The sequence below is a fragment of the Aromatoleum bremense genome, assembly GCF_017894365.1.
Classification (GTDB): domain Bacteria; phylum Pseudomonadota; class Gammaproteobacteria; order Burkholderiales; family Rhodocyclaceae; genus Aromatoleum; species Aromatoleum bremense.
Map to the genome: position 1 here is coordinate 2,782,261 of NZ_CP059467.1, position 23,888 is coordinate 2,806,148.

At 65.8% G+C, this 23,888-nt stretch carries 26 protein-coding genes, 1 other RNA gene and 1 pseudogene; 14 read left to right on the forward strand and 14 right to left on the reverse strand.

The features are described 5' to 3' along the window. Positions 1-61: 61 nt before the first annotated feature. Positions 62-1,816, reverse strand: coding sequence for a type I secretion system permease/ATPase (locus pbN1_RS13075; RefSeq protein ID WP_169202932.1), 1,755 nt, complete (start codon positions 1,814-1,816; stop codon positions 62-64). A gap of 215 nt (positions 1,817-2,031) precedes the next feature. Between pbN1_RS13075 and gmd the strand changes: the two genes are divergently transcribed. The 3 genes from gmd (at position 2,032) to pbN1_RS13090 (ending at position 5,152) form a co-directional block, all read left to right on the forward strand. Then, positions 2,032-3,069, forward strand: a complete 1,038-nt coding sequence (gmd, locus tag pbN1_RS13080; protein ID WP_169202931.1) for a GDP-mannose 4,6-dehydratase — start codon at positions 2,032-2,034, stop codon at positions 3,067-3,069. Between the two features lie 72 nt (positions 3,070-3,141). Continuing rightward, positions 3,142-4,026 carry a GDP-mannose 4,6-dehydratase gene (locus pbN1_RS13085; RefSeq protein WP_169202929.1) on the forward strand — a complete coding sequence of 295 codons (885 nt, stop codon included), beginning with the start codon at positions 3,142-3,144 and terminating at the stop codon, positions 4,024-4,026. Continuing rightward, complete coding sequence (locus tag pbN1_RS13090; RefSeq protein ID WP_210147499.1) at positions 4,016-5,152, forward strand: glycosyltransferase family 4 protein; 1,137 nt, start codon at positions 4,016-4,018, stop codon at positions 5,150-5,152. Before pbN1_RS13085 ends, pbN1_RS13090 begins: the two co-directional genes overlap by 11 nt. Before the next feature lie 4 nt (positions 5,153-5,156). On the opposite strand, the pseudogene pbN1_RS20810 reads toward pbN1_RS13090, so the two are convergent. After that, positions 5,157-5,403: pseudogene (locus tag pbN1_RS20810) on the reverse strand (GNAT family N-acetyltransferase); the annotation flags it as partial. 217 nt (positions 5,404-5,620) lie between these two features. Here pbN1_RS20810 and pbN1_RS13095 point away from each other — a divergent pair. From pbN1_RS13095 to pbN1_RS13105, 3 genes are all read left to right on the forward strand, one after another. After that, positions 5,621-6,031 carry an HIT family protein gene (locus pbN1_RS13095; RefSeq protein ID WP_169202928.1) on the forward strand — a complete coding sequence of 137 codons (411 nt, stop codon included), beginning with the start codon at positions 5,621-5,623 and terminating at the stop codon, positions 6,029-6,031. Between the two features lie 86 nt (positions 6,032-6,117). Continuing rightward, positions 6,118-7,053 carry a carbohydrate kinase family protein gene (locus tag pbN1_RS13100; protein WP_169202927.1) on the forward strand — a complete coding sequence of 312 codons (936 nt, stop codon included), beginning with the start codon at positions 6,118-6,120 and terminating at the stop codon, positions 7,051-7,053. Between the two features lie 5 nt (positions 7,054-7,058). Then, a complete protein-coding gene (locus tag pbN1_RS13105) occupies positions 7,059-7,547 on the forward strand; it encodes an outer membrane lipoprotein (RefSeq protein WP_169202926.1) in 489 nt (162 codons plus the stop codon). 495 nt (positions 7,548-8,042) lie between these two features. On the opposite strand, the gene pbN1_RS13110 is transcribed toward pbN1_RS13105, so the two are convergent. The 9 genes from pbN1_RS13110 to pbN1_RS13150 all read right to left on the reverse strand — a co-directional run bounded on the left by pbN1_RS13110 (position 8,043) and on the right by pbN1_RS13150 (position 15,784). After that, positions 8,043-9,071 carry a GSU2403 family nucleotidyltransferase fold protein gene (locus pbN1_RS13110; protein ID WP_169202925.1) on the reverse strand — a complete coding sequence of 343 codons (1,029 nt, stop codon included), beginning with the start codon at positions 9,069-9,071 and terminating at the stop codon, positions 8,043-8,045. A gap of 259 nt (positions 9,072-9,330) precedes the next feature. Beyond that, a complete protein-coding gene (locus pbN1_RS13115) occupies positions 9,331-9,723 on the reverse strand; it encodes a diacylglycerol kinase (protein ID WP_169202924.1) in 393 nt (130 codons plus the stop codon). Positions 9,724-9,785: 62 nt separating this feature from the next. After that, positions 9,786-11,159 (reverse strand): DUF3426 domain-containing protein, encoded by a 1,374-nt coding sequence (locus tag pbN1_RS13120; RefSeq protein ID WP_244856952.1) that lies wholly within the window; start codon positions 11,157-11,159, stop codon positions 9,786-9,788. Beyond that, positions 11,159-12,064, reverse strand: coding sequence for a 50S ribosomal protein L11 methyltransferase (gene prmA / locus pbN1_RS13125; RefSeq protein ID WP_169202943.1), 906 nt, complete (start codon positions 12,062-12,064; stop codon positions 11,159-11,161). The genes pbN1_RS13120 and prmA overlap by 1 nt, the downstream gene beginning before the upstream one ends. Before the next feature lie 22 nt (positions 12,065-12,086). Then, entirely contained in the window at positions 12,087-13,451 is a 1,365-nt protein-coding gene (gene accC / locus pbN1_RS13130; RefSeq protein ID WP_169202922.1) for an acetyl-CoA carboxylase biotin carboxylase subunit, read from the reverse strand. A gap of 129 nt (positions 13,452-13,580) precedes the next feature. After that, positions 13,581-14,030: an acetyl-CoA carboxylase biotin carboxyl carrier protein gene (accB, locus tag pbN1_RS13135; RefSeq protein ID WP_169202921.1), complete on the reverse strand. Its 450-nt coding sequence runs from the start codon at positions 14,028-14,030 to the stop codon at positions 13,581-13,583. Between the two features lie 52 nt (positions 14,031-14,082). Then, on the reverse strand, positions 14,083-14,574 hold the full coding sequence (gene aroQ, locus pbN1_RS13140; RefSeq protein WP_169202920.1) for a type II 3-dehydroquinate dehydratase: 492 nt from the start codon (positions 14,572-14,574) through the stop codon (positions 14,083-14,085). A 62-nt stretch (positions 14,575-14,636) separates the two neighbouring features. Next, entirely contained in the window at positions 14,637-15,185 is a 549-nt protein-coding gene (locus tag pbN1_RS13145; RefSeq protein ID WP_169202919.1) for a TlpA family protein disulfide reductase, read from the reverse strand. Then, on the reverse strand, positions 15,182-15,784 hold the full coding sequence (locus tag pbN1_RS13150) for a hypothetical protein (protein ID WP_169202918.1): 603 nt from the start codon (positions 15,782-15,784) through the stop codon (positions 15,182-15,184). The genes pbN1_RS13145 and pbN1_RS13150 overlap by 4 nt, the downstream gene beginning before the upstream one ends. A 97-nt stretch (positions 15,785-15,881) precedes the next feature. Here pbN1_RS13150 and mpl point away from each other — a divergent pair, with 97 nt between their 5' ends. Next, positions 15,882-17,237, forward strand: coding sequence for a UDP-N-acetylmuramate:L-alanyl-gamma-D-glutamyl-meso-diaminopimelate ligase (mpl, locus tag pbN1_RS13155; RefSeq protein WP_169202917.1), 1,356 nt, complete (start codon positions 15,882-15,884; stop codon positions 17,235-17,237). 43 nt (positions 17,238-17,280) lie between these two features. Here the strand turns inward: mpl and pbN1_RS13160 are convergent, their stop codons facing one another. The 3 genes from pbN1_RS13160 to pbN1_RS13170 all read right to left on the reverse strand — a co-directional run bounded on the left by pbN1_RS13160 (position 17,281) and on the right by pbN1_RS13170 (position 19,035). Beyond that, entirely contained in the window at positions 17,281-17,922 is a 642-nt protein-coding gene (locus tag pbN1_RS13160; RefSeq protein ID WP_169202916.1) for a BON domain-containing protein, read from the reverse strand. Then, complete coding sequence (locus tag pbN1_RS13165; protein WP_169202915.1) at positions 17,919-18,515, reverse strand: phosphoheptose isomerase; 597 nt, start codon at positions 18,513-18,515, stop codon at positions 17,919-17,921. Before pbN1_RS13165 ends, pbN1_RS13160 begins: the two co-directional genes overlap by 4 nt. A gap of 100 nt (positions 18,516-18,615) precedes the next feature. After that, complete coding sequence (locus pbN1_RS13170) at positions 18,616-19,035, reverse strand: YraN family protein (RefSeq protein ID WP_169202914.1); 420 nt, start codon at positions 19,033-19,035, stop codon at positions 18,616-18,618. Between pbN1_RS13170 and rsmI the strand changes: the two genes are divergently transcribed. From rsmI to ftsL, 7 genes are all read left to right on the forward strand, one after another. Beyond that, complete coding sequence (rsmI, locus tag pbN1_RS13175) at positions 19,034-19,894, forward strand: 16S rRNA (cytidine(1402)-2'-O)-methyltransferase (RefSeq protein ID WP_169202913.1); 861 nt, start codon at positions 19,034-19,036, stop codon at positions 19,892-19,894. The two genes, pbN1_RS13170 and rsmI, sit on opposite strands and share 2 nt — an antisense overlap. Before the next feature lie 99 nt (positions 19,895-19,993). Further along, entirely contained in the window at positions 19,994-21,028 is a 1,035-nt protein-coding gene (gene pyrC / locus pbN1_RS13180; protein ID WP_169202912.1) for a dihydroorotase, read from the forward strand. 12 nt (positions 21,029-21,040) lie between these two features. Further along, a complete protein-coding gene (locus pbN1_RS13185; RefSeq protein ID WP_169202911.1) occupies positions 21,041-21,463 on the forward strand; it encodes a hypothetical protein in 423 nt (140 codons plus the stop codon). Between the two features lie 23 nt (positions 21,464-21,486). After that, positions 21,487-21,914: RNase P RNA component class A (gene rnpB, locus pbN1_RS13190), an RNA gene on the forward strand. Positions 21,915-22,209: 295 nt separating this feature from the next. Beyond that, positions 22,210-22,653, forward strand: a complete 444-nt coding sequence (gene mraZ / locus pbN1_RS13195; RefSeq protein ID WP_169201383.1) for a division/cell wall cluster transcriptional repressor MraZ — start codon at positions 22,210-22,212, stop codon at positions 22,651-22,653. Further along, on the forward strand, positions 22,650-23,588 hold the full coding sequence (gene rsmH / locus pbN1_RS13200; RefSeq protein ID WP_169201382.1) for a 16S rRNA (cytosine(1402)-N(4))-methyltransferase RsmH: 939 nt from the start codon (positions 22,650-22,652) through the stop codon (positions 23,586-23,588). The genes mraZ and rsmH overlap by 4 nt, the downstream gene beginning before the upstream one ends. Further along, positions 23,585-23,878 carry a cell division protein FtsL gene (ftsL, locus tag pbN1_RS13205; RefSeq protein WP_169201381.1) on the forward strand — a complete coding sequence of 98 codons (294 nt, stop codon included), beginning with the start codon at positions 23,585-23,587 and terminating at the stop codon, positions 23,876-23,878. The genes rsmH and ftsL overlap by 4 nt, the downstream gene beginning before the upstream one ends. The last annotated feature ends 10 nt before the right edge of the window (positions 23,879-23,888 follow it).

Here is a 23,888-nt window from a genome sequence, read left to right on the forward strand (position 1 = left end):
CTTTTCCGCGACGCAAAAACTGAAGCAGCATTGAATCGAATATCCTGAATGAGCGCGGCGGTCAGGCCGCCGCGGGCTGGGCGGCGGGCGTGACGGCGGACTTCTGGGCAAGAGCGCCCTGTTGCGCCTGCTGGGCCGCCTGGTTGAGCGCAGCCAGAACCTCATTGCGCGGACCATAGGCCTGGACCGCCCCGTCGCGCAGTACGAGCAGCAGATCGACCGCGGACAGCACGTTGGTGCGGTGGGTGATGACGAGCACGGTCTTGCCTTCTGCCTTGAGCTGGTTGATGGCTGCGACCAGCGCAAGCTCGCCGACATCGTCGAGGTTGGAGTTGGGTTCGTCGAGTACAACGACCGCCGGATCGCCGTACATCGCGCGCGCCAGGCCGACGCGTTGGCGCTGCCCCCCGGAGAGCACACTGCCGCCCGCGCCGATCGGGGTGTCGTAGCCCTTGGGCAGGCGCAGGATCATCTCGTGCACCCCCGCGCGCTGGGCGGCGCGCACCACGGCGTCGGCATCGAGCTCACCGAACCGGCTGATGTTCTCGGCCACCGTGCCGTCGAACAGTTCGACATCCTGCGGCAGGTATCCGATCCAGGGGCCGAGCTCCTCCTTGTTCCAGGTGTACACATCGGCGCCATCGAGGCGCACCTTGCCGCTTGCGACGGGCCACACGCCAACGAGCAGGCGAGCCAGCGTGGATTTGCCCGAGCCCGACGGCCCGACGACGCCGACAACCTTGCCCTTGGGAATCGCGAAGCTGGCACCGCGCAGAATGGGCGCATTGGCGCCGGGAGCGCCAGCGATGACGTTTTCGACACGATACTCGCCCTGGGGGGGCGGCAGACTCATGCCCGCCGGGGCTGGGCCGAACTCGCCCAGCAGCCTGGCGAGCCGATCATAGGCGGAGCGCGTGGCAACGAGCTGCTTCCAGGTTCCGATCGCGAGTTCAACCGGTGCGAGCGCCCGTCCCATGAGGATGGAGGCGGCGATCATGGTGCCTGCCGTGATGCTACCTTCGATGACCAGCAGGGCGCCCGCGCCGAGAATCAGCGACTGGACCGAGACCCGGGTGAAACGGGTGCACGCCGAGATGATGCCGGCGCGGTCGCTGGCGAGGGTCTGCAATCCCAGCATCTTGCCGTGCAGCGCGTACCAGCGCTTGCGTAGTGCGGGGAACATTCCCATCGCTTCGACCACTTCCGCATTGCGGAAGCTGTTGGTGGCGAACTGGTTGGCGGTGATGCCAGCAGCATTGGCGGCGGCGAGCGGCTGCCGGGTGGCCTTCTCGGTCACGTAGGTCAGCAGGAGCAGCAGCAGGCCGCCGCCGAGCGACACCAGGCCGAGCAGCGGGTGCATCAGGAAGATCACGATGAGGAAGATCGGCGTCCACGGGGCATCGAAGAAGGCGAACAGGCCGTTGCCGGTCAGAAACTGGCGGACGTTGGTCAGGTCGGACAGGGCCTGACCAGCGTTGGCGCCGCTCTGCCGCAGATTGAGCCGGAAAGACGAGGACAGCACGCGCTGGTTGAGATCGGCGTCGAGCCGCAAGCCGGCCTGCACGAGCAGCTTCGATCGCAGCCATTCCAGCCCCGCCATCAAGGCATACAGTACGAGAATGATCAGGGTGAGCATCAGCAACGTGGTTTCGTTGCGGCTGGCCAGCACTCGGTCATACACCTGCAGCATGTATATCGCCGGGACCAGCATGAGGGCATTGATGAAGAAGCTGAAGACGCCCGCGGTAACGAAAAACCGCCTGAGACCCCCGAGAATCTGGGCCAGCTCGTCGCCAGCCGGTTTAGACGGTTTCATGCACCTTCACCCTTCAAGTAAGCGCGCGAGTCTAGCAGGTTTCATTCTGATGCAGTGCATCAGAGCCGGCATGAGATAATTAAACGTTTTTTAGTTTTTCAGCATGGCGGGTGGCCGACGTGCCGCGCCGTGCAATGACCGTGGCTTCGCCCTGTCGTTGTGCAAACATTGGGGGCTGGCGGGTGGGGAAGGTTTTTTCGGATAAGGAATGAGGCGTGAGCAAATCGGCAATCGTAACCGGAATCACGGGACAAGACGGGGCCTACCTGGCGGCGCTGCTGCTGGAGAAGGGGTACACGGTATTCGGGGCTTACCGTCGGACCAGTTCGGTGAATTTCTGGCGGATCGAAGAACTGGGCATCGCCGGTGATCCCAAGCTGAAGCTGGTGGAGTACGACCTCACCGACCTGTCTTCCTGCATTCGCTTGCTGCAGTCGTCCGAGGCGACCGAGGTCTATAACCTTGCCGCACAGAGCTTCGTCGGCGTGTCTTTCGAGCAGCCGGTGACGACGGCTGAAATCACCGGCATCGGGGCGGTGAATCTGCTCGAGGCGATTCGCATCGTCAATCCGGCGGTACGGTTCTATCAGGCCTCGACGTCGGAGATGTTCGGCAAGGTCCAGGCCATTCCGCAGGTGGAATCCACGCCCTTTTACCCGCGCAGTCCATATGGCGTCGCCAAGCTCTATGCGCACTGGATGACGGTGAACTACCGTGAGAGCTACGGCATCTTCGGTGCCAGCGGCATACTCTTCAACCACGAATCGCCGCTGCGCGGGCGTGAGTTCCTGACGCGCAAGGTGTCGGACAGCATTGCCAGGATCAGGCTCGGAAAGCTCGATGTGCTGGAATTGGGCAATCTGGATGCAAAGCGCGATTGGGGCTTCGCCAAGGAATACGTCGAAGGGATGTGGCGGATGCTGCAGGCAGCAAGACCCGACACGTATGTGCTGGCCACGAACCGCACGGTGACTGTGCGTGACTTCGCAACGATGGCGGGTAAGGCCGTCGGATTCGAGCTGCTCTGGGAAGGCAGGGATGAGCGCGAGATCGGCATCGACCGCGCGACGGGGCGGACCCTGGTAAAGGTCAACCCGAAGTTCTACCGACCGGCCGAGGTGGACCTGCTGATTGGCGATCCGGAAAAGGCGAGGCGGGAACTTGGCTGGGAGCCGAAGACGACGCTCGAAGAGCTGTGCCTGATGATGGTCGAGGCTGACATCAGGCGAAACGAGCGCGGCTTTTCGTTCTGACGCTCCTCGCGGGCTGCCAGCGCTGCGATGACGCGATGAAGGGGGCTATTCGGCTATTGGTGGGGGCAAAGAATGCGCGTTTTGGTGACCGGTATTCAGGGATTTACTGGCCGTTACGTACGGAGTGAGTTCGAAGCTGCCGGATGGCAAGTTTTCGGCACTGGAGTCCATGAAGACCCGGGTGACGGGCAGTATCGGCGGGTGGACCTCGCGGATCTGGCCGGATTGCGCGACGTGATCAGCGAACTGAGGCCCGATGCGGTTGTGCATCTCGCGGGGATCGCTTTCGTCGGACATGGCGACGCCGATGCCTTTTATCGGGTAAATCTGATAGGGACGCATAACCTGCTGGCGGCCCTTGCCGCTTCGGGTGTGCGGCCGGACTGCGTGCTCTTGGCGAGCAGCGCCAATGTGTATGGGAATGCGACGGAAGGGCTGCTGGCCGAGTCGAGTCCGCCCAACCCCGCCAACGATTACGCGGTGAGCAAGCTGGCGATGGAGTTCATGGCGCGTCTATGGATGAACAAGCTGCCGATCGTCATCGTACGGCCGTTCAATTACACGGGGGCCGGTCAGGCGGATTCGTTTCTGTTACCGAAGATCGTCGCGCACTTTCGTCGCCGTGCAGAAGTCATCGAGTTGGGAAATCTGGATGTGTGGCGCGATTTCTCGGATGTGCGCGCGGTTGTCCATGCTTATCGGCGACTCATCGAGCTGCGGCCGGCAGGGGAAATCGTGAACATATGTTCCGGTCGCAGCTATTCGCTGCGGGAAGTGCTGGCAATGGCGGAGAAGATTTCCGGACACCGGATTCGCGTGACGGTGAATCCTGCCTTTGTTCGCGCGAACGAGGTGAAGACCTTGTGCGGGGATCTGTCGAAGTTGCGCTCCCTGATCGGGGCATGGGAGACGCCGCCGCTCGACGAAACGCTTCGCTGGATGCTGGATGCTCACTGAGGCGATGCGAATCGGCTTCGGTGTCACCGCGCTCGCAAACGGGATGGATGGGAACGGCGTAGATGGTATTGGCAACGTCACGCGCGAGCTGATGCTGCGCCTCGCCCGGCAGTCCGACTTGAATATCGTGCCGTATGTTTACGCTGAGCAGCCGCCGGCGTCGATGCCGAATGCGTCGGGTGTCGGCAGGTTCGGGCCACAGGCGTTGTTCGCGCTGGCGGCGGGACGCCCGTTTCCGGAAATGCAGAGGCGGCTGTGCGAACGGGTCGACCTGGTGCATGCGACTGATCATTTCGTCCCGCGATTGCGCGACGTCCCGGTGCTGGCGACGCTGATGGACGCAATTCCGCTGGCGCATCCCGAATGGGTGTCCTATCGCTTCAAGCGGCTGAAAAACGAGTTGTGGCGTCGCAGCGTGCGATGGGCGGACCATCTCGTAACGATTTCGGACTTTTCCCGCCAGGAGATCGTGCGCTGGTTCGGGGTAGCGGAAGAGCGTGTGAGCGTGGTGCCGCTCGGTGTGGACGGTCGCTGGTTTGAGCGCCCTACGGCGGAAGCCCGTGACCGGGTGCGTCGGGCGTATTGCTTGCCCGACCGGTTTTTCGTCTTCATCGGAACGCTGCAGCCGCGCAAGAATCTCGAACTCCTGATCGCCGCGCATGGCGCGTTGCCGATTGGGACGCGGCACGAGTTGCCGCTGATCGTGATCGGACGGAACGGCTGGGGCTGCAACGCCTTGGTAGCACGCTTGCGTGCCGGCGAGCATGCGCAGGTGCGCTGGCTGGAGTATGTTGCGGACGAGGACTTGCCGGCATTGCTCGGCCTGGCGAGTGTGATGGTGTTTCCCTCGCTGTACGAGGGCTTCGGCTTGCCGGTGCTCGAGGCTTTTGCGGCAGGCGTGCCGGTGATCGCGTCGACAGCGTCCGCAGTGCCGGAGGTCGCGGGGGACGCGGCGCTGCTGGTGGACTCCTTCGCGGTCACGGACTGGCGTGACGCGATGCTGGCTTTGGCCGGCGCCTCCTCGCTGAGCAATACCCTCCGGGAGCGGGGGAGGCTGCGAGCGCGGACGTTTTCGTGGGAGCAGACTGCATCGGGGATGCGAGCGATCTACGAGCGGATGCTGTAAGCGGGCGTCCCAGGAAAAGTCTGGCGTATTTGCCGCCCGCCTTGTTCATGGGCAGCAGCATCGGCAAGTCGGCGGTGTTGAGGCCCGACGCCCACCTGGGTCCGCCGTACACCCAAGCGCCGGCCCGCAGATAACCCTTGATCACTGGGCGGTGCTTCGACGGGCAGATCGCCGCGCAGGTGGTCCAGAGGAAGCGGGCAGCGCGGGAAGACGTGGTATTCGAGTGGCGATGCGTGCTGATCCTTGAGCCGAGGGCCCGCCGTGCGCTTCCAAGATTTCGGTTTCGCAGCTCGCGAGCCCGACCTGGAGCCTGCGATCTGTACGGGCAGCGGGTTGTTGCAGTGCCTGGAGCATGACGTCTGACCTCGTTGGTAGCGGTGACGCCATTCTCGAAACGCCGCGTTGCGGCACCGTGATCTGGCCGTTACGATGCGGTGACAACAAGTCCCGCCAACCCGAGGAGAAAGCATGGAAACCTGTGTGTTCTGCCGTATCGCCAAAGGCGAGTTGCCGGCGTCGAAGATATTCGAAGACGACTCGACGCTCGCCTTCATGGACCTGCAGTCGGTCAATCCCGGCCATGCGCTGGTGGTCGTGAAGCCGCATCGCGCCAACATCTACGAACTCGACGACGATCTGGCGTCGGCGGTGTTCCGGACGGCGGCACGGGTGGCGCGGGCGGTCAAGAAGGCGTACGGCTGCGAGGGTGTGACGCTGTTCCAGGCGAACGAGTTGGCCGGGGCGCAGACGGTGTTCCATTTCCACATCCACGTGCTGCCGCGCTGGGAAGGCGACGGGCTGGCGCTGGCGTGGCCGGCGAAGAATCCGCCGCGCGAGGCGCTCGAGGAGATGGCGGCAAAGCTGCGCGCGGTGATCTGAGCGCGCGCTGTTGCCGTGTGTGTGCGTCCGCGGGCGGGTGAGTAAGAGTTCTATAATGGCCGCCTTTTCCGTCCGGTAGGTGTGCCATGTCCATTCTCGTCTGCGGCTCCGTCGCCTACGACACGATCATGGTCTTTCATGATCGTTTCAAGAGCCACATTCTCCCCGAACAGATCCACATCCTGAACGTGTCGTTCCTCGTGCCCGACATGCGGCGGGAGTTCGGCGGCTGCGCGGGCAACATCGCCTATAACCTCAAGCTGCTCGGCGCCGATCCGCTGATCATGGCGACGGTCGGCGACGATGCGGGACCGTACCGGGAACGGCTGCGCAAGCTCGGCCTGCGCGAGGACCACGTGACGCACGTGCCCGACACATTCACCGCGCAGGCCTTCATCACGACGGATCTGGACGACAACCAGATCACCGCGTTCCATCCGGGGGCGATGAATCATTCGCACCTGAACCGCGTGCAGGACGCCGCGGGCGTGAAGCTCGGCATCGTGTCTCCGGACGGGCGCGACGGCATGCTGAACCACGCGTCGCAGTTCGCCGAGGCGGGGATTCCGTTCGTGTTCGACCCCGGGCAGGGGATGCCGCTGTTTTCCGGCGGCGAGCTGCTGGAATGCCTGAAACTGGCTCGTTACTGCACGGTCAACGACTACGAGGCGAAGTTGCTGAGCGAGAAGACCGGGCGCACGCTCGCCGAACTCGCCGAAGAGGTTGAAGCGCTGGTCGTGACGCTCGGGCCGGAAGGCTCGCAGATCTACGCGGAAGGCCGGTGCATCGCGATTCCCTGTGTCGCGCCCGACCAGCTGGTCGATCCGACCGGCTGCGGCGACGCGTATCGCGCGGGTTTCCTTTACGGCATTGCGAACAGCTACGACTGGTGGCGGACGGGGCGGCTCGCGTCGGTGATGGGGGCGATCAAGATTGGGCACCGCGGCGGGCAGAACCATGCGCCCGCGCGCAACGACATTGCCGAACGGTATGCAGCAGCATTTGGAGAGGCGTTATGGTGAGCGGGATGAGGGTGAATGGCAGTAAAACTCGCAGTAAAACGCAACGGCTCGCGCTGGTCGCGGCATTGGTCGCGGCGCTCGGCGTGACGGGTTGCGCGTCCGGCCTCGGCGGTGACGCTTACGAGCGCGGCGAGGCGCGGCGCACGATGGTCGTCCAGTACGGCACTGTCGAAGCGGTGCGCGCAGTGAAGCTCGAAGGCACGAAGACGCCAGTGGGACCGCTGGCCGGTGCGGCGGTCGGCGGGATAGCAGGCAGCGGCGTCGGCGGCGGGCGCGGACAGGCGATCGCGACGGTGATCGGTGCGGTGGCGGGCGGTCTGGCGGGCGCTGCGGTAGAGGAAGGCGCGACGCGCCAGCCGGGCGTCGAAGTCACCGTGCGGCTCGAGAACGGCCAGGTGCTTGCGGTGGTGCAGGAGGACGGCGGCGAGAACTTCCGCATCGGCGAACGCGTTCGCCTGGTGCGGGACGCGGGCACGACGCGGGTCACGCGCTGACGCCATCGGTGACGTCTTTTCGCTCCCGGGTCGGCAAGCCACTCGGGGCCCGGGAGGGGTTTCAGCCGAATGACACCCCCGTCCCATTCTTGCCCCGATCGCGCCCCTTGTTTCTCCAGACTGGCTCCATTACGGTGCTCACTGACGTTCGGCCATCTGTTCTTGTTGCGAGATGCGTTTTGCATTGCGTGACACAAAAGTGTCGTTCCTTTGACGCCCCCGCGCGATAAGGAGCGACAGTTTCCTGCTTAGTTATCCAAGGGCACGGCGTGCCCCATCGCCTTTTCCAGCAAGGCCAGCCCTCGTCCATCTGTCGCAGGTCATGATCGCTCAGCTTCATCGCATACGCCGTCTTCGAAGCCGGCGTTATCCCGCAAGACTACGCCGGGCAACCAATGAAAATCCGGGTGAGGTCTGAACGGTTACGTTCAAACGACGAAGCGCGCACGAAGAAAGTACGGCCCCTGCCGAGAAACTGATGAGCGTGGTCATGTTCTAAAAATCGATTCCAGGTAGTCGGATGTCTGAATCCTGCTCGATGGCGCTGCGCGCGCGGGCGAGCATGTCGACGCTGAAGAATTTGAGACTGGCGGTGTCGAAGGGCAGCGCCGGCAGGTGGGTCTGCACCAGTGCCGCAACCATCACGGCTTGTGCACGGTCGCGGCGCTTCTTGACCGGTTCGCGGTCCGGTTGCTGCGATAGCCAGGCCTTGTGCAGGGCGAAGGCGCGCGGGTCGGGGACGCGCATCATTACCGGTGCGCCATTGGCGGCGATGGCGACCACGTCCAGCTTTGGTGCATTGACGAGCCAGTGCAGGTTGGGGACTTCGACCGCGACGAGATCGTCGGCGCCGAAGGTGACGGCCTCCGTGATCTGCAATTCGCGTTCGGGGATGATGAGATCGACCGTGAAACCATTGCTGTTGGCAGCGCGAAAGCGGGTGTCCGGCAGCCTTTCGAAGCTGGCGTCGACCTTCTGCAGCAGGCCCAGCAGGCCGTGACCCTCCAGTTTGTCCGTCACGAGGGCAAGTCGTCGACGCGGGTCGTAAAGGAGGTCCACATCGCCCGACGCCAGCAACTCCATCTGGCAGTGCACACCGGCCATGGCCTCGTAACCGTGAATCGCGTGTGTGCCGACCACGCAGAAATCCCGCGCCACATTCGAGGCTGCCAGCGCCAGCAATACCTCGCCGACGATGGTCGGCAGCCGGCCCAGCCGGGCGGCCTTGTTTAACCGGGCCTGTTCCTTCATGCGTCGCGACAACTGCTGCAAACGCGCATCGGCGCGCGCCTTGCCTTCGGCAAACGCGGCAAAGGTGGCTTCTGTTTCGGTGTTGCGTGGGCCGAGCGACTTGCCATTGCCGCGTGCGTCGTGTCGTCGCACGAGGTATTGCCGCCCTTTCGACGACACCCAGCGCATGCCGTAGCGATAGGAGCGGGCGTGCCTGAGCGCTTCGATCCACGTACGGTAAAGTTGGTCGGATTCGACCATGAAGAGCTGTTGCTGATGATCAAGCGCCTTCATGAGCGTTTTCCTGTAAAAGTGTAAAAATCAAAATAACAGGAAAACCTCTGGAAAAACAATGGAATAAATATCTGATTGATACGTTTTTAATATTAAAAACATATCAAGTCGAGTGCCGTGGTGAAGAACCGGCCGTGGCTGTCGCCGCGTGGCAAGCGCCCGGCGCCTGTAGCACGGGTGTTTCTTCTCACGCCACCTTTCGCTCAAACAACCTCTTGACCACTGCCATGCCGCGCGCACTCCTTGCCCAGGAGCGGCTTCAACCGAAGATCACCAGTCCCCAGACTATCGCGAGATTGACCAGCGCGAGCAGCACCGCCGCGCTGCCGATGTCTTTCGCTCGCTTGGCCAACAGGTGATGCTCCAGCGATACGCGATCGACGGTCGCTTCGATCGCGGAGTTGACGAGTTCGACGATCAGCAGCAGCAGCACGCTGCCGACGAGCAGCGCTTTGCCCGCACCGCTGGCCGGCATGAAGAGCGCGAGCGGGACCAGTACGGCGGCCAGCAGGCATTCCTGGCGAAACGCGTCTTCATGTTCGAGCGCGGCGCGCAGTCCGGCGAACGAGTAGCGAAGGGCGTTCCAGATCCGTAGCAGGCCGGTCTTGCCTTTGAACGGGCTTTGGCGGGTGTCCGGGGAGCGATGTTGCATCGGGGTTCCAGATTATCGGAGACGGGCCCGGCAGCCGCCTGAGCGCGTGCAGGCGGGCCGGTTCACGGATAGAAAGCATAGACCCGGTAGCCGGTGGCCTCGACGCCCGGGGCCTCGAACGGCAATTGCACGACGATGTCGCGTCCGGCGTCGAAGCTGCGTTCGGCGCCTCCCTGTTCGAGGAGGCCGGCGGGGAGCCATTGCGCCGGCCCCAGCACGCGGCGCACGAGCGGCTGGTCCTGGACGTCGGTCAGCGTCAGTTCGAGATGCGGATAGGCCTGAGGGTGGGGGGCGCGGTTCCGGATCGTCGCGTTCAGCACAAAGCGCGCGGCGCGGCCGGGCTCGGATTGCAGCTCCGAGGCTTCGATGCTGATCGCGCCGGCGACGCGCGGCAGCGGCAGCGTGCATTTCAGGTGCGCGCACGCGGAGAGGTAGGCCGGGCGCAACTGCGGCCACCTGCGGGTGATGTCGTCACGGAAGACAAAGACGCTCTGCACCGCCAGCGCGCCCAGCAGGATGCCGACTCCCAAGCCGGGCAGCCAGCGCTTGCCGGACGAAGCCGGTGGGCCGTAGGTCGCGTCGAGATGCTCGCCCTCGTTCGCCTCATCGGCTGCCTGGGCGCGGGAGGAAGCGTGTCCGGCCGGCGGTTCGTCATCGTCATCCTGGCGCGCCGGTAGCGTCGCGCTTGCGGGCGCAGCGGGGGCGTCGAGCGGTTGCGGCGCGATGCCGCCGGTGCGCGCGCGCCGGATCGGCGGCAGGGGGTCATCTTCGGCGGCCGTGTCGCCCGTTGCGATGGAAAAATGCCCGTCGCCCGGCAGGACGGGCTCGTGGTGATCCCATGGTTCGAACGGCTCCGGGATGAATGTCGCAGCGGCTTCGGACTCGCCCCGGTCTCCGTCGCCGGCGGCGTCGAACGGGGGCTGCGGGCGGTCGACGAACTTGTCAAACGCGTCAAGCGTCTCGTAACCGCCTTGCCGGGGCCACGACTGCGCGGAATGTACGGGCGGCTGCGCGGCGACTGGGCGGGAGGTCAGGAAAGTTTCCGGGATCTCGAAATCCAGGCTGTCGCTGAAATCGTCGAGCTGCGGGATTTTGATTTCGGCCTCCCGCCCGGTGGCGGCACCCGGCCCGGTTCCTGTTTCTGTTCGGTCATCAGCACCCTGTTGTGTCACCGCAGGGGCCGAAGGTGGGTCGTCGAGGATGAAGAAGCGGTCGTCGCGGTCCGGAACCGATTCGGGGGTGCGGGGCGCTGCGGTAGCGGGCGATTGGGGCACGTGTGTGGCGGGTGCCGATGCTGCGGGCGCGACGTGCAGCACGCGATCGAGCGCGTTGAACGACGCGTAGCAGCGTCCGCAGCGGACCTCGCCCTGATGCACGCGCAACTGCTCCGGCTGCACCCGGAATACCGTCTGGCAGGCCGGGCAGCGCGCGAACATCACTGGCTCCCGGTTTGTCGCGGAGAGCCGCTTTCGAGCCGCGCCCAGCCTTCATGTACTGCACCAACGCGCAGCGGCAGGAACGGTGCGTATGCCGCGATCACCTGTTCGGTCTGCGTCTCGAGCACGCCGGACAGCGCGATCCTGCCGCCGGGAGCGACGCGGGCCGCGAGCAGCGGCGCCAGCACGCACAGCGGATTCGTCAGGATGTTGGCGACGACGACGTCGAAGCGCGCGTCGAGTGGCTGGCGGGAGTGCTGCAGCCGCAGCGCGACGTGGTTGCGCCCGGCATTGTCGCGCGCGGCGTCGAGCGCTTTGTCGTCGATGTCGATGCCGAGCACGTCGCCCGCCCCGAGGCGCACTGCCGCGATGCCGAGAATGCCCGAGCCGCAGCCGTAGTCGAGCACGCTGTCGCCCGGCTGCACCGCGTCGCACAGCCACTCCAGGCACAGGCGCGTCGTCGGATGCGAGCCGGTGCCGAAAGCCATGCCGGGATCGAGCTCGATGTTGATCGCCGCCGGGTCGGGCGCGGCGTGCCACGACGGCACGATCCACATCCGATCGGTGACGCGGATCGGCTCGAACTGGCTTTGGGTGAGCTGCACCCAGTTCTGCTCGGCGATCTCTTCGAGCGTGAAAGGCGGCACCGCATCGAAGCCGGCGTCGGCCGCCGCGCGGGCGAGCGCGACGGTGAGGTCGGCGTCGGCATCGAACAGCGCGATGACGCGGCTGTGATCCCACAGCCCGACCGGATGATGCCCGGGTTCGCCGAACTGCGGCTTCTCGGCGTCGGTGCCGGCGTCGGCGTCCTCGATGCTGATCGACAGCGCGCCGGCGTCCATCAGCGCCTCGGACAGCGCTTCGGCCTTGTGCGCTTCGGCCTGCAGGGTTACCGAGATCCACATGATGTGCGCGTCCGTGGCCTGGTCAGGCAAGGTTCTTGACTTCGTTGCGTTCGGCGAGCTTGTGCTCCAGGTAATGGATGCTCGTGCCGCCCTCGACGAAGCGTGCATCGAGCATCAGCTCCTGGTGCAGCGGCACGTTCGTCTTGATGCCTTCGACCGCCATTTCCGACAGCGCGATCCGCATCCGCCGGATCGCCTGTTCGCGCGTGTCGCCGAACGCGATCAGCTTGCCGATCATCGAATCGTAATGCGACGGGATCGTGTAGCCGTTATAGACGTGCGAATCGACGCGGATGCCGGGTCCGCCCGGCGTGTGCCAGTTTGTGATCTTTCCCGGGCAGGGAGTGAATTTGAACGGATCCTCGGCGTTGATGCGGCACTCGATCGCGTGGCCGTGGAATTCGACGTGACGCTGGCGGAACCACAGCTTTTCGCCGGCCGCGATGCGGATCTGCGCCTGCACGATGTCGATGCCGGTGATCATCTCGGTGACGGGATGCTCGACCTGCACGCGCGTGTTCATCTCGATGAAGTAGAACTCGTCGTTCTCGTAGAGGAACTCGAACGTGCCCGCGCCGCGGTAACCGATCGTGCGGCAGGCTTCGGCGCAGCGCTCGCCGACTTTCGCGATGGCCTTGCGGTCGATGCCCGGCGCGGGAGCTTCCTCGATGACTTTCTGGTGGCGGCGCTGCATCGAGCAGTCGCGTTCGCCGAGATAGACCGCGTTGCCGTGTTCGTCGGCGAGCACCTGGATCTCGATGTGACGCGGGTTCTCGAGGAATTTTTCCATATAGACGATCGGGTTGCCGAACGCCGCTTCGGCTTCGGCGCGCGTCGTCGCGACCGCGTTGAGCAGCGCCGCCTCGGTGTGGACGACCCGCATCCCGCGACCGCCGCCGCCGCCGGCCGCCTTGATGATGACAGGGTAGCCGACGGCGCGGGCGATCTTGACGATCTCCTTCGGCTCCTCGGGCAGCGCGCCTTCCGAACCCGGTACGCATGGCACGCCGGCGGCCTTCATCGCATCCTTGGCGCTGACCTTGTCGCCCATCAGCCGGATCGTGTCGGAACGCGGGCCGATGAAGACGAAGCCGGACTGCTCGACGCGTTCGGCGAAGTCGGCGTTCTCGGACAGGAAACCGTAGCCCGGATGGATGGCTTCGGCGTCGGTGACTTCGGCCGCCGAGATGATCGCGGGGACATTCAGGTAGCTCAGCGCCGACTGCGCCGGGCCGATGCACACCGACTCGTCGGCGAGCTTGACGTACTTCGCTTCGGTGTCCGCGACCGAGTGCACTGCGACGGTGCGGATGCCCAGCTCGCGGCACGCGCGCAGCACACGCAGTGCGATTTCGCCGCGGTTGGCGATCAGGATCTTTTCAAACATGAGGTGCCTCCGCGGCGAAATCGCGCCCGCACGCTGCGCGTGCCGCGCGATTTGGCTGCGCCGCTGCGCCGCCTGCCGGCGGCTGGTCACCACGGTTGGCGATCAGTATCTTTTCGAACATGAGGGCGTTCAGGCGATGATGAACAGCGGCTGGCCGTATTCGACCGGCTGGCCGTTTTCGACGAGGACCGCCTTCACCGTGCCGGCGAACTCGGATTCGATCTCGTTCATCAGCTTCATCGCTTCGATGATGCACAGGCGGTCGCCGACTGCGACGGTCTGGCCGACATCGACGAGGGGTTTCGCGCCCGGCGCCGAGGCGCGATAGAACGTGCCGACCATCGGCGATTTCACGACCATGCCTTCGGGTACGTCATCGACGGGCGGAGTGAGCACGATCGCCGGGGCCGGGGCCGCAAATTGCGGCACGCTCGCCGGCATCTGCGTGAGGTAGTTCGAAACGGGGGCGGTGCTGTGTTTGGCGATACGGACCTTCTCTTCGCCCTCGGTGACTTCCAGTTCGGAAATGCCCGACTCCTGGACGAGGTCGATCAACTTCTTCAGCTTGCGCAGATCCATGCTGTTCTCCGAGCGGGGCGCCGCCGTACGGGGGCGCCCGGGGGTTTTGGTGTCAGGGTTTCCGGAGCTGCGAGAGCGCGTATTCGAGCGCGGCCAGGTAGCCGTACGGGCCCAGTCCGCAGATCACGCCGGCTGCACAGTCGGAAAAATAGGAGTGATGCCGGAAGGCGTCACGGGCATGAATGTTGGAAAGATGCACCTCGACGTACGGGATCGCGACCGCGAGGAGGGCGTCGCGCAGCGCGACGCTGGTATGGGCGTAAGCGGCCGGATTGAGGATGATGAAGCTGATCTCTTCCAGCGGAGACGCCTGCACCCGGTCGATCAGCTGGCCTTCGTGGTTGCTCTGGAACGACTCGACCAGGACGCCTTCGGCGCGCCCGCGGGCTTCCATCGCGGAATGGATGTCGGCAAGCGTCGTGCGGCCGTAGACATCGGGCTCGCGGGTGCCGAGAAGGTTGAGGTTTGGCCCGTGCAGGACCAGGATCCGGGGCTGCGGCGGGGGCGCGGCATCTGGGTTTTTACTGCGTTTTTGGCGCGTCATGCCGGCAAGTTTGCCGCAATTAGGCGCATTTTGTCCAGTGCCTCGCGGCGCGGTGCGGTGAATTACTCGCCGAGGAGTGCGCGGATTTTGCCTTCTAGTTCAGTGCGATTCAAGGTGCCGAGCTTGATGTGTGCGATCTTCCCGGTGCGGTCGAAGATGATCGTGTAGGGCAGCGCCTGTACGGCGTTTCCGAGCGCGGTGGTCAGCCCCAGCGTTTGCTGCGTGCCGATCAAGAGCGGATACGGGACGTCGTGCTCCGCGCCGAATTTTCGCACGCTCTCGGCCTTGTCGATGGCGAGGCCGACGAACTGGACCGGGGAATCGGCAAAGCCGCGGCTGACCGCGGCAAAGTCCGGAATCTCGGTCAGGCACGGCGGGCACCACGTCGCCCAGAAGTTGACCACCAGCACCCGGCCGTGCCATTGCTGCAGCGCCTGCAGTTCGCCGTGCGAATCGGGCAGCGCCAGCGCGAGAATCGCGTTCCCGGCCGCCGGATCGACCTGTGCGGCGGGGGCCGGATCGGATGTGCCGCGAGAAACCAGGAAACCGGCCACCGCGGCGAGCACCGCGACGGCGACGACGATGAGGTGACGCCCGCCGACCCGCTTCATGCGCTCCGGCCTTCGCTTGCCTGAACGAGCGCTTCGACCGCCGGCAGGCGTGCGCGCTCGATGTTGCGGCGGCTGACGCGCTCGGCCTGGACGGTGTAGAGCGAAAGCCTGATCGGCACGTGGTTCCAATCGAAGCTCAGGATCGCTTCCGGAGCATTCGCGGCGCCGCGCCGGGGTTCGCGGTGCTCGTAGCCGATGTCGTGGTTGAGGAAGAAGATCTCGACGTCCTTGGCGCTTTCGGGATACAGCTCGATGTCGACTTCGGTGTAGCGCCCGGCGGTGCCGTCGAGCGTGCCGCCCGTGAGGTAGGGTCGGAACTCGCCCAGCAGGCGCATCACCTCGATCGCCGCGCAGCGCATTTCGAGCAGGCGCTCGGCCTGCTCTTCGTCCTGGTACAGGGCCTGCCACGCGCGCAGCTCGGCTTCGATCTCGGCGTTGTTGGGCAGCGCTTCGGATTCGGAGATGCCGAGCTGGCGGGCTGCCTTGCGTTTCGCGAAGCCGAAGTCGCTGATGCCGTCCTCGGCCATCATGCGGGCGGCGAGCGCGGCAACTCCGCGCCGCAGGTTGCCGCTTCGGGAAGCATTCGCGCGGGAAGTCATGGTCGCGAGTCCGGCAGACGGTCGATGTAGAATGCCGCCCATTCTACACGGACGGGTTTCAATCACCCTCAGACGCCGCCCGGCTCCCGGAGTTTTCATGCATATCCACATTCTCGGCATCTGCGGCACCTTCATGGGAGGCGTTGCGCTGCTGGCCCGCTCGGCGGGGCACACCGTTACCGGCTGCGACGCGAACGTCTACCCGCCGATGAGCACTCAGCTCGAGGCCCAGGGAATCGGCCTGACCGAAGGCTACGACGCGGTGCAGGTCGATCTCGCGCCGGATGTCTACGTCATCGGCAACGCGGTGTCGCGCGGCAATCCGCTGCTCGAGGCGATTCTCGATCGCGGCCTGCCATACGTGTCGGGGCCGCAGTGGCTGGCCGAGAACGTGCTGCAGGGGCGTTGGGTGCTCGCGGTCGCGGGCACGCACGGCAAGACGACGACGACGTCGATGCTCGCGTGGATGCTCGAGGACGCCGGTCTCGAGCCCGGTTTCCTCGTCGGCGGCGTGCCGGGCAATTTCGGCGTTTCGGCGCGCCTCACCGATTCCCCGTTCTTCGTCATCGAGGCCGACGAATACGACACGGCGTTCTGCGACAAGCGGTCGAAGTTCGTCCATTACCGGCCGCGCACCGCGATCCTGAACAACCTCGAGTTCGATCACGCCGATATCTTCAGCGATCTGGCCGCGATCGAAACGCAATTCCATCATCTCGTGCGCACGATTCCGGCATCGGGCCGGATCATTGCGAACGCCGCCGAGGAGAGCCTGAGGCGGGTGGTGGCGCGCGGTTGCTGGTCCGAGCTCGAATGGTTCGGCAACGGGGCGCAATGGTCGGCGGCAGCGGGCGCGGATGAGAGCGAAGCCGTATTCCGCTTGCGCGACGAAATCGTCGGCAGCGTGGCGATGCCGATGAGCGGCAGCCACAACCGCAGCAATGCGCTGGCGGCGATTGCCGCAGCCCGCCATGTCGGCGTGACGCCGGCGCAGGCGATCGCGAGCCTGGCCGGCTTCCGGGGAATCAAGCGCCGCATGGAAGTGCGCGGAAAGGTCCGCGGCATCACCGTGTATGACGACTTCGCCCACCACCCGACCGCGATCGCGCTGACCGTCGAAGGCCTGCGCCGGCGCGAACCCGCAGGCCGCATCCTGGCGGTGCTCGAGCCGCGCTCCAACACGATGAAGCTGGGCGTCATGAAGGACCGGCTGCCGGAGAGCCTCGCGCAGGCGGATCGCGTCTATTGCTACGCAAACGGGCTGGGGTGGGACGTTGCCGGCGCGCTGGCGCCGCTCGGCGAGCGGGGTGCGACGTACGACGATCTCGACCGGCTCGTCGCCGACGTCGCGGCAGCAGCGCGGCCCGGGGACCATGTGCTGGTGATGAGCAACGGGGGATTCGGCGGCGTCCATGACAGGCTGCTCGCCGCGCTCGCGCACACGGGACGCTAGGCGCAGGCCGCAGCGCGGCCGCCGCCGGTTCGCAAAACGCCTGTTACGTACCGCTGCTGCGCTGGCCGTCGAGCCGGCGCGCTTCCTGGTCTGTGATGTATTCGAATACCCGCACAACCTTGCGTACGCCGGAGGTGGTGCGCGCGACGTCGGTTGCGGCATCGGCTTCGCGGCGCGTGACCAGGCCGAGCAGATAGACGGTGCTGGCTTCGGTGACGACTTTGACGTGGTGCGCACCGAAGGTCGCGGCGTCGACGAAGCGGGCCTTGACCTTCGACGTGATGACCGAGTCGTTGCTGCGCGACGTCAGCGATGCGATGCCGGCGACCTGCACTTCGTTCGTGATACCGCGCACGTTCGACACGCCGCTGACGACGCGTTCGATTTCGGCGCGGTGCGCTTCGCTAGGCGCTTCGCCGGTGAGGAGGACGTTGCGGTTGAACGAGGTCACGTTGACGTGCACCGCGTCGCCCATGCGGTCGCGCAGCGCACTGGCGGCGCGCCATTCGATCCCTTCGTCCTCGACGTAGGCCCCCGACGTGCGCCGGTCGGCCACCATCGCCGCTCCGGCCCCGACGCCGCCGGCGACGAGGGGGAAGCAACCTTGCAGGACCGGCAGCGCGGCTGTGGCGGTCAGGCCGAGAAGGAAGGTCCGGCGCGTGACTTGCGGGCGTGATTCGCTCATTGGTCTTCTACTCCGAGTAACAGACAATCGATGCCGTCGCACAGGCAGTGCAGGGTCAGCAGGTGAACTTCCTGGATGCGCGCGGTGCGCTGCGCCGGAACGCACAGATGGACGTCGCCGTCGCCGAGCAGCTCTCCGATGCGTCCGCCGCCGTTGCCGGTCAGCGCGATGACGCGCATTTCGCGTTCGTGCGCGGCCGCGATCGCCTCCACGACATTGGGCGAGTTTCCGCTTGTCGAGATCGCGAGCAGCACGTCGCCGGGATGTCCGAGCGCCCGCACCTGCTTGGAGAATACCTGCGTGAAGTCGTAATCGTTGGCGATCGATGTCAGGGTCGAACTGTCGGTCGTCAGCGCGATCGCCGCGAGCGGAGGGCGTTCCATCTCGAAGCGATTGACCAGTTCGGCCGCGAAATGCTGCGCGTCCGCGGCCGAGCCGCCGTTGCCGCACGCCAGGATCTTGCCGTTGTTCAACAGGCTGCCGATCATGATTTCCACAGCCCCGGCGATCGGCGCGGCGAGCGCTTCGAGCGCGTCGAGCTTGATGCGCGCGCTGTCTTCGAATTGTCTGGAGATGCGATGGATGAGGTCCATGGGCGGCCTTCGGGTCACTTCGTCGGGGGCAAAAGTCTAGCATGCGGGCGCGCGGACGCCGCGTCGCACGGGCGAGCGGTGAAGCGTCTTTGCCACGTGCTTACGATCCATCGGCGTCGAAGGCGGCTTTCAGCCATTCGACGCCGTCCTCGTCGAGGTCGGCGAGCAGCGCCGCGTCGAAACGGCATGGCCGTCCGGCATGACGGCGGCCGGCCCCCGCCAGCCACCACCGAGCCGCGAGGACGATGCGCCGCTGCTTGGCCAGCGTGATGCTGGCCGCGGCGCCGCCGAAGCGCGGGTTGGTGCGCAGCCGCACTTCGACGAACACGACAACGCCCTGGTCGAGGCACACCAGATCGATCTCGCCGCCGCGGCAGCGCACGTTGTGCGCCAGCACGACGAGCCCCCGGCGCGCGAGGAAGCGTTCGGCGAGCGCTTCGGCTGCCGCTCCCGACGCTTGCTTCCGGGTCGCGGGGGCGCCGACAATGGCGCCTTCCTTCACGTTCTGGTCACCTTTCATGGCTCACGGCTCCTCGCCCCTTTCAAGTACGCCGTCATTGTATGTGGTGGCGACGCCGCTCGGGAACCTGCAGGACATCAGCGCGCGCGCGCAGGCCGTGCTGGCGGGCGTGGATGTGATCGCGGCCGAGGACACGCGCCACAGCCAGCGCCTGCTCGATGCACTCGGCATCGCTACACGACTCGTCGCGCTGCACGAGCACAACGAGCAGGCGGCCGCCGGGCAGGTGATCCGCATGCTGCAGGCGGGGCAGCACGTGGCGCTGATCAGCGACGCCGGCACGCCGGCAATCTCCGACCCCGGTGCACGCGCGGTCGCGCGGGTGCGCGAGGCGGGCTTCCCGGTGGTGCCCGTTCCCGGCCCGTGCGCCGCGATCGCCGCGCTGTCGGCGGCCGGCTTTGTTGACAACGGCTTTCATTTCGTCGGCTTCCTGCCGCCGAAGTCCGCCGCGCGCCGCGCGGACATCGAGGCGCTGCGCGCCCTCGCGGTGCCGCTGGTGTTCTACGAGTCGCCGCACCGCATCGTCGAATGCGTCGCGGACCTCGCCGCAGTGCTCGAAGCCGAGCGCGAGATCGTGATCGCGCGCGAGCTGACGAAGCTGTTCGAGCAGATCGTGCGGGTGCCGCTCGGCGAGGCGACGGCGTGGCTTGCCGAGGACCCGAACCGGGTGCGCGGCGAATTCGTGCTGGTGGTGTCAGGGGCGCCCGCGCGCGAAGGACTGGATCCGCAGGCCGAGCGGGTGCTGGCGCTGCTGATCGCGGAGCTGCCGGTCAAGACCGCCGCACGGCTCGCAGCGGATATCACCGGCGCGGCGAAGAACGCGCTCTATGCGCGGGCGCTGGAACTCAGGGGAGATTGAACCGCGCCTATAATTGCCGGCGCCGCATCCCGAACCCCGTTCCAGCTTCCCGACTCCGAATTCCCGCATCCGGGCTTCTCTTTCGAATCGAAGATCATCATGCAGACGATTTCCCTGATCCGCCCCGACGACTGGCATCTGCACGTGCGCGATGGCGCAGCGCTGGCGACGGTCGTGCCGCATACCGCTCGCCGTTTCGGTCGCGCGCTGATCATGCCGAACCTGCGACCGCCGGTGACGACTGCCGCGCAGGCGCTCGAATACCGTGCCCGCATCCTCGCCGCGGTGCCGCCCGGCCTGCGCTTCGAGCCGCTGATGAGCCTGTACCTCACCGACAACACGCCGCCCGATGAAATCGACCGCGCGAAGGCGAGCGGCGCGGTCGTCGCCGTCAAGCTGTATCCTGCCGGCGCGACGACGAACTCCGACGCGGGCGTGACCGGCATCGAAAAAGTCCACGCGGTGCTCGAGCGCATGGAAAAGCTCGGCATGGTGCTGTGCGTGCATGGCGAGGTCACACACGGCGACGTGGACGTGTTCGACCGCGAGCAGGTATTCATCGAGCAGGTCCTGGCGCCGCTGGTGGCGCGCTTTCCCGCCCTGCGCGTCGTCTTCGAGCACATCACGACCGTCGAGGCCGCGCGCTTCGTGCAGGACGCCGGCCCCAATGTCGGCGCGACCGTGACGGCACATCACCTGCTGCTCAACCGCAACGCGATTTTCGCCGGCGGCATCCGCCCGCATCATTACTGCCTGCCGGTGCTCAAGCGCGAAACCCACCGCCGCGCGCTGGTCGAAGCGGCGACGTCGGGCAACGCGAAGTTCTTCCTCGGCACCGACTCCGCGCCGCACTCGCGCGCCGCAAAAGAGGCTGCCTGCGGCTGCGCCGGCTGCTACACCGCGCACGCCGCGATCGAGCTGTACGCCGAAGTGTTCGAGCAGGCCGGAGCGCTCGACCGGCTCGAGGCCTTCGCGAGCCTGAACGGCCCCGCGTTCTATGGCCTTGCGCCGAACACCGAGCGGATCACGCTGGCGAAAGACGCGTGGGAAGTGCCGAGCGCCTACGAATACCTGCACGACGACCCGCTGGTGCCGCTGCGTGCCGGCGAAACGGTCGCGTGGCGCGTGCTCTGACAGGACGTCGCGATGAACCTGCCGATTGTGCTGCGTGCCCTCGTCGCCGTCGCGATGCTGCCGGCGCTGGCCGCGTGCGAGAACAGCGCCACCGCCTACGTCATCGATGGCAGCCAGCACGCGTTGATCCTGGTGCGCGAAAAGCCGTATTTCTGGCGCAGCACGGTCAATCAGGCCGTCATCGCGTCGCGCCTGCCGCAGTGCCAGCGGCGCGTCGAGATCCATCCCGACAGCACCGAACTGACACGCGTCGAAGTGTTCGAGGTCGGCGACCGGCTGTGGGCGCTGCATCAGGGGGATCGCTGGTATCTCGTCAGCACGGCCGGATGCCAGGTGCAGGACTGGGAGAATGCAGCCGGAACGCCACCGGGACCGCTCGTCGGCACGTTCGAGCTGAAGGAAGGCGTAGCCGCTTTTATCCCTGCGGCGCGGTGACCGCGCGCGTATAATCGCCGCGGGAAGTTCGCCAGGCAGTCGCTGCGTGCACTCGTGTGCGTGGAGGAAAGTCCGGGCCCCGCAGAGCAGGATGCCGGCTAACGGCCGGGCGTCGTGAGGCGACGGAAAGTGCAACAGAAAGCAAACCGCCGATGGCTCCGCAAGGAGATCAGGCAAGGGTGAAATGGTGCGCAGCGCGCGTTGAGCGTCGTTGCGGGCAGGGCGCAAGCCTCGTCGGGTAAGAGCCCACCGCAGGACTGGCGACAGGACTGGCACGGCAAACCCCATCCGGGGCAAGGCCAAATAGGGGAGCAATGGCGTGGCTCGCGCTGCTCCCGGGTAGGCTGCTTGAGCGCCGCGGCAACGCGGCGCCCAGAGGAATGACTGCCCGGTGCCTGTGATGCGAGTCGCAGGCGCTCGACAGAACCCGGCTTATCGGCGAACTTCCCACCCCCCCCTTCCCGAAAGTCTCCCGGAAGCACCGTGTCATCCCTGCGAAGGGGTAGTCCGCCGCGGGTAAACCTTACCGGCATTTTACTCATTTTTCATTGATTTCCATCATATGCCTTGATTTTTCAGGGTTTATATGGAGCCTTATGTTTTTCATAAGTCATTGTGTAGCAACGGAAAAGTCCGTTTTTGCGGCTTGACCGGGGTTTACCTTTCCTCTAGAGTGGGAACCGGTGGGAATTGGTGGGTCAAAGTGTCATACGACGTTTCATTCGAAGAAGAATTGCGGGGGATGAATGTTCCAGGGAGCCATTGCGCTCAGTCTCGATGCGAAGGGTCGCCTCGCGATTCCGGCACGGCATCGTGACGCACTCGTCCCCGATGGCGCGCCCCTGGTGATCACCGCCCACCCCCACAAGTGCCTGCTCGTCTATCCGCTGTCGGTATGGGAACCGATTCGCGACCAGATCGCGGCAATGCCCGGCTTCGATCCGCGCACGTCCGCATTCAAGCGGCTGCTGGTCGGTTTCGCCCAGGAGGAAGGCCTCGACGCGGCGGGGCGGGTGCTGCTCGCCGCATCGCTGCGGCAATGGGCGCAGCTCGAAAAGCAGGTCTGGCTGGTCGGTCAGGGGGCCCATTTCGAGCTTTGGTCCGATGCGGGCTGGCAGGCGCAGCAGGAGACGATGCTGGCGCTGTCGGGCGACGCGCTACCCCCCGGATTCGAGAGTCTCGCGCTGTGAGTGCCGCTCCGCAACATGTCACCGTGCTGCTCGCGGAGGCCGTCGAGGCGTTGGCGATCAAGCCTGGCGGGGTCTATGTCGACGGCACGTTCGGCCGCGGCGGCCACAGCAGGGCAGTCCTCGCGAAGCTCGATGCCGGCGGACGGCTGATCGCGTTCGATCGCGATCCCCGCGCGATCGAGGTCGCCCGCGCGTTGCCCGATCCGCGGCTGACCGTCGTCCACGCCCCGTTCAGCGCGTTCGCCGAGGAACTCGACCGGCTCGGGCTGGAACACGTCGACGGCGTATTGCTCGATCTGGGCGTGTCCTCGCCGCAGCTCGACGAGGCGGCGCGGGGCATGAGTTTTCGTTTCGACGCGCCGCTAGACATGCGGATGGATACGAGCCGCGGGCAGACCGTGGCGCAATGGCTGGCCGATGCGTCGGTCGCGCAAATCACCGAGGTGCTCAGGGATTATGGGGAAGAACGGTTTGCTTATGCGATTGCAAAGGCGATTGCAGCTGCTCGGGCAGGGGGGGCTGTCGCAAGCACTCGACAGCTTGCCGAGATCGTGGAAAAAGCGGTCCGTACACGCGAGCCGGGGCAGCACCCGGCGACGCGCAGCTTTCAAGCTCTACGGATTTTCATCAATCAGGAGCTCGAAGAGCTGTCGCTAGTGCTGCCCGCTGCGGTCGAGCGGCTCAAGCCCGGCGGCCGGTTGGTGGTGATCAGTTTCCATTCGCTCGAAGACCGCATCGTCAAGCGCTTCATGCGTGACGAATCGCGTCCGCCGCAGCTGCCGTCGCGGCTGCCGCTGCGGGCGGCCGAACTGCCGCAACCGCGCCTGCGGCTCGTCGGCAAGAGCCAGCGGCCGGGGCCGGCCGAAGTGGCCGCCAACCCGCGCTCGCGCAGCGCGGTGATGCGTGTCGCTGAGCGGGCAGGGGGCGCGGCATGATCCGCGTGGACGCGTTTCTGGTCGCGCTCGTCGTGAGCAGCGCGCTCGGGGTGGTCGCAGCCCAGCATCAGGCGCGCAAGCTGTTCTCGGAGCTCGAGCGGGAACAGGCGCGCGCCCAGAGCCTGGAAGTCGAGTGGGGGCAGCTGCAGCTCGAACAAAGCACCTGGGCCGCGCATGCGCGGGTCGAGAAGATTGCGCGCGAACGGATCGGCATGCGCCCTCCTGCACCGGGACAGGTCCTCACGGTGGGAGGAGGGCACGAGTCCGCCGAACCAGGACTGCCGAAGTGAGGACGTGCGC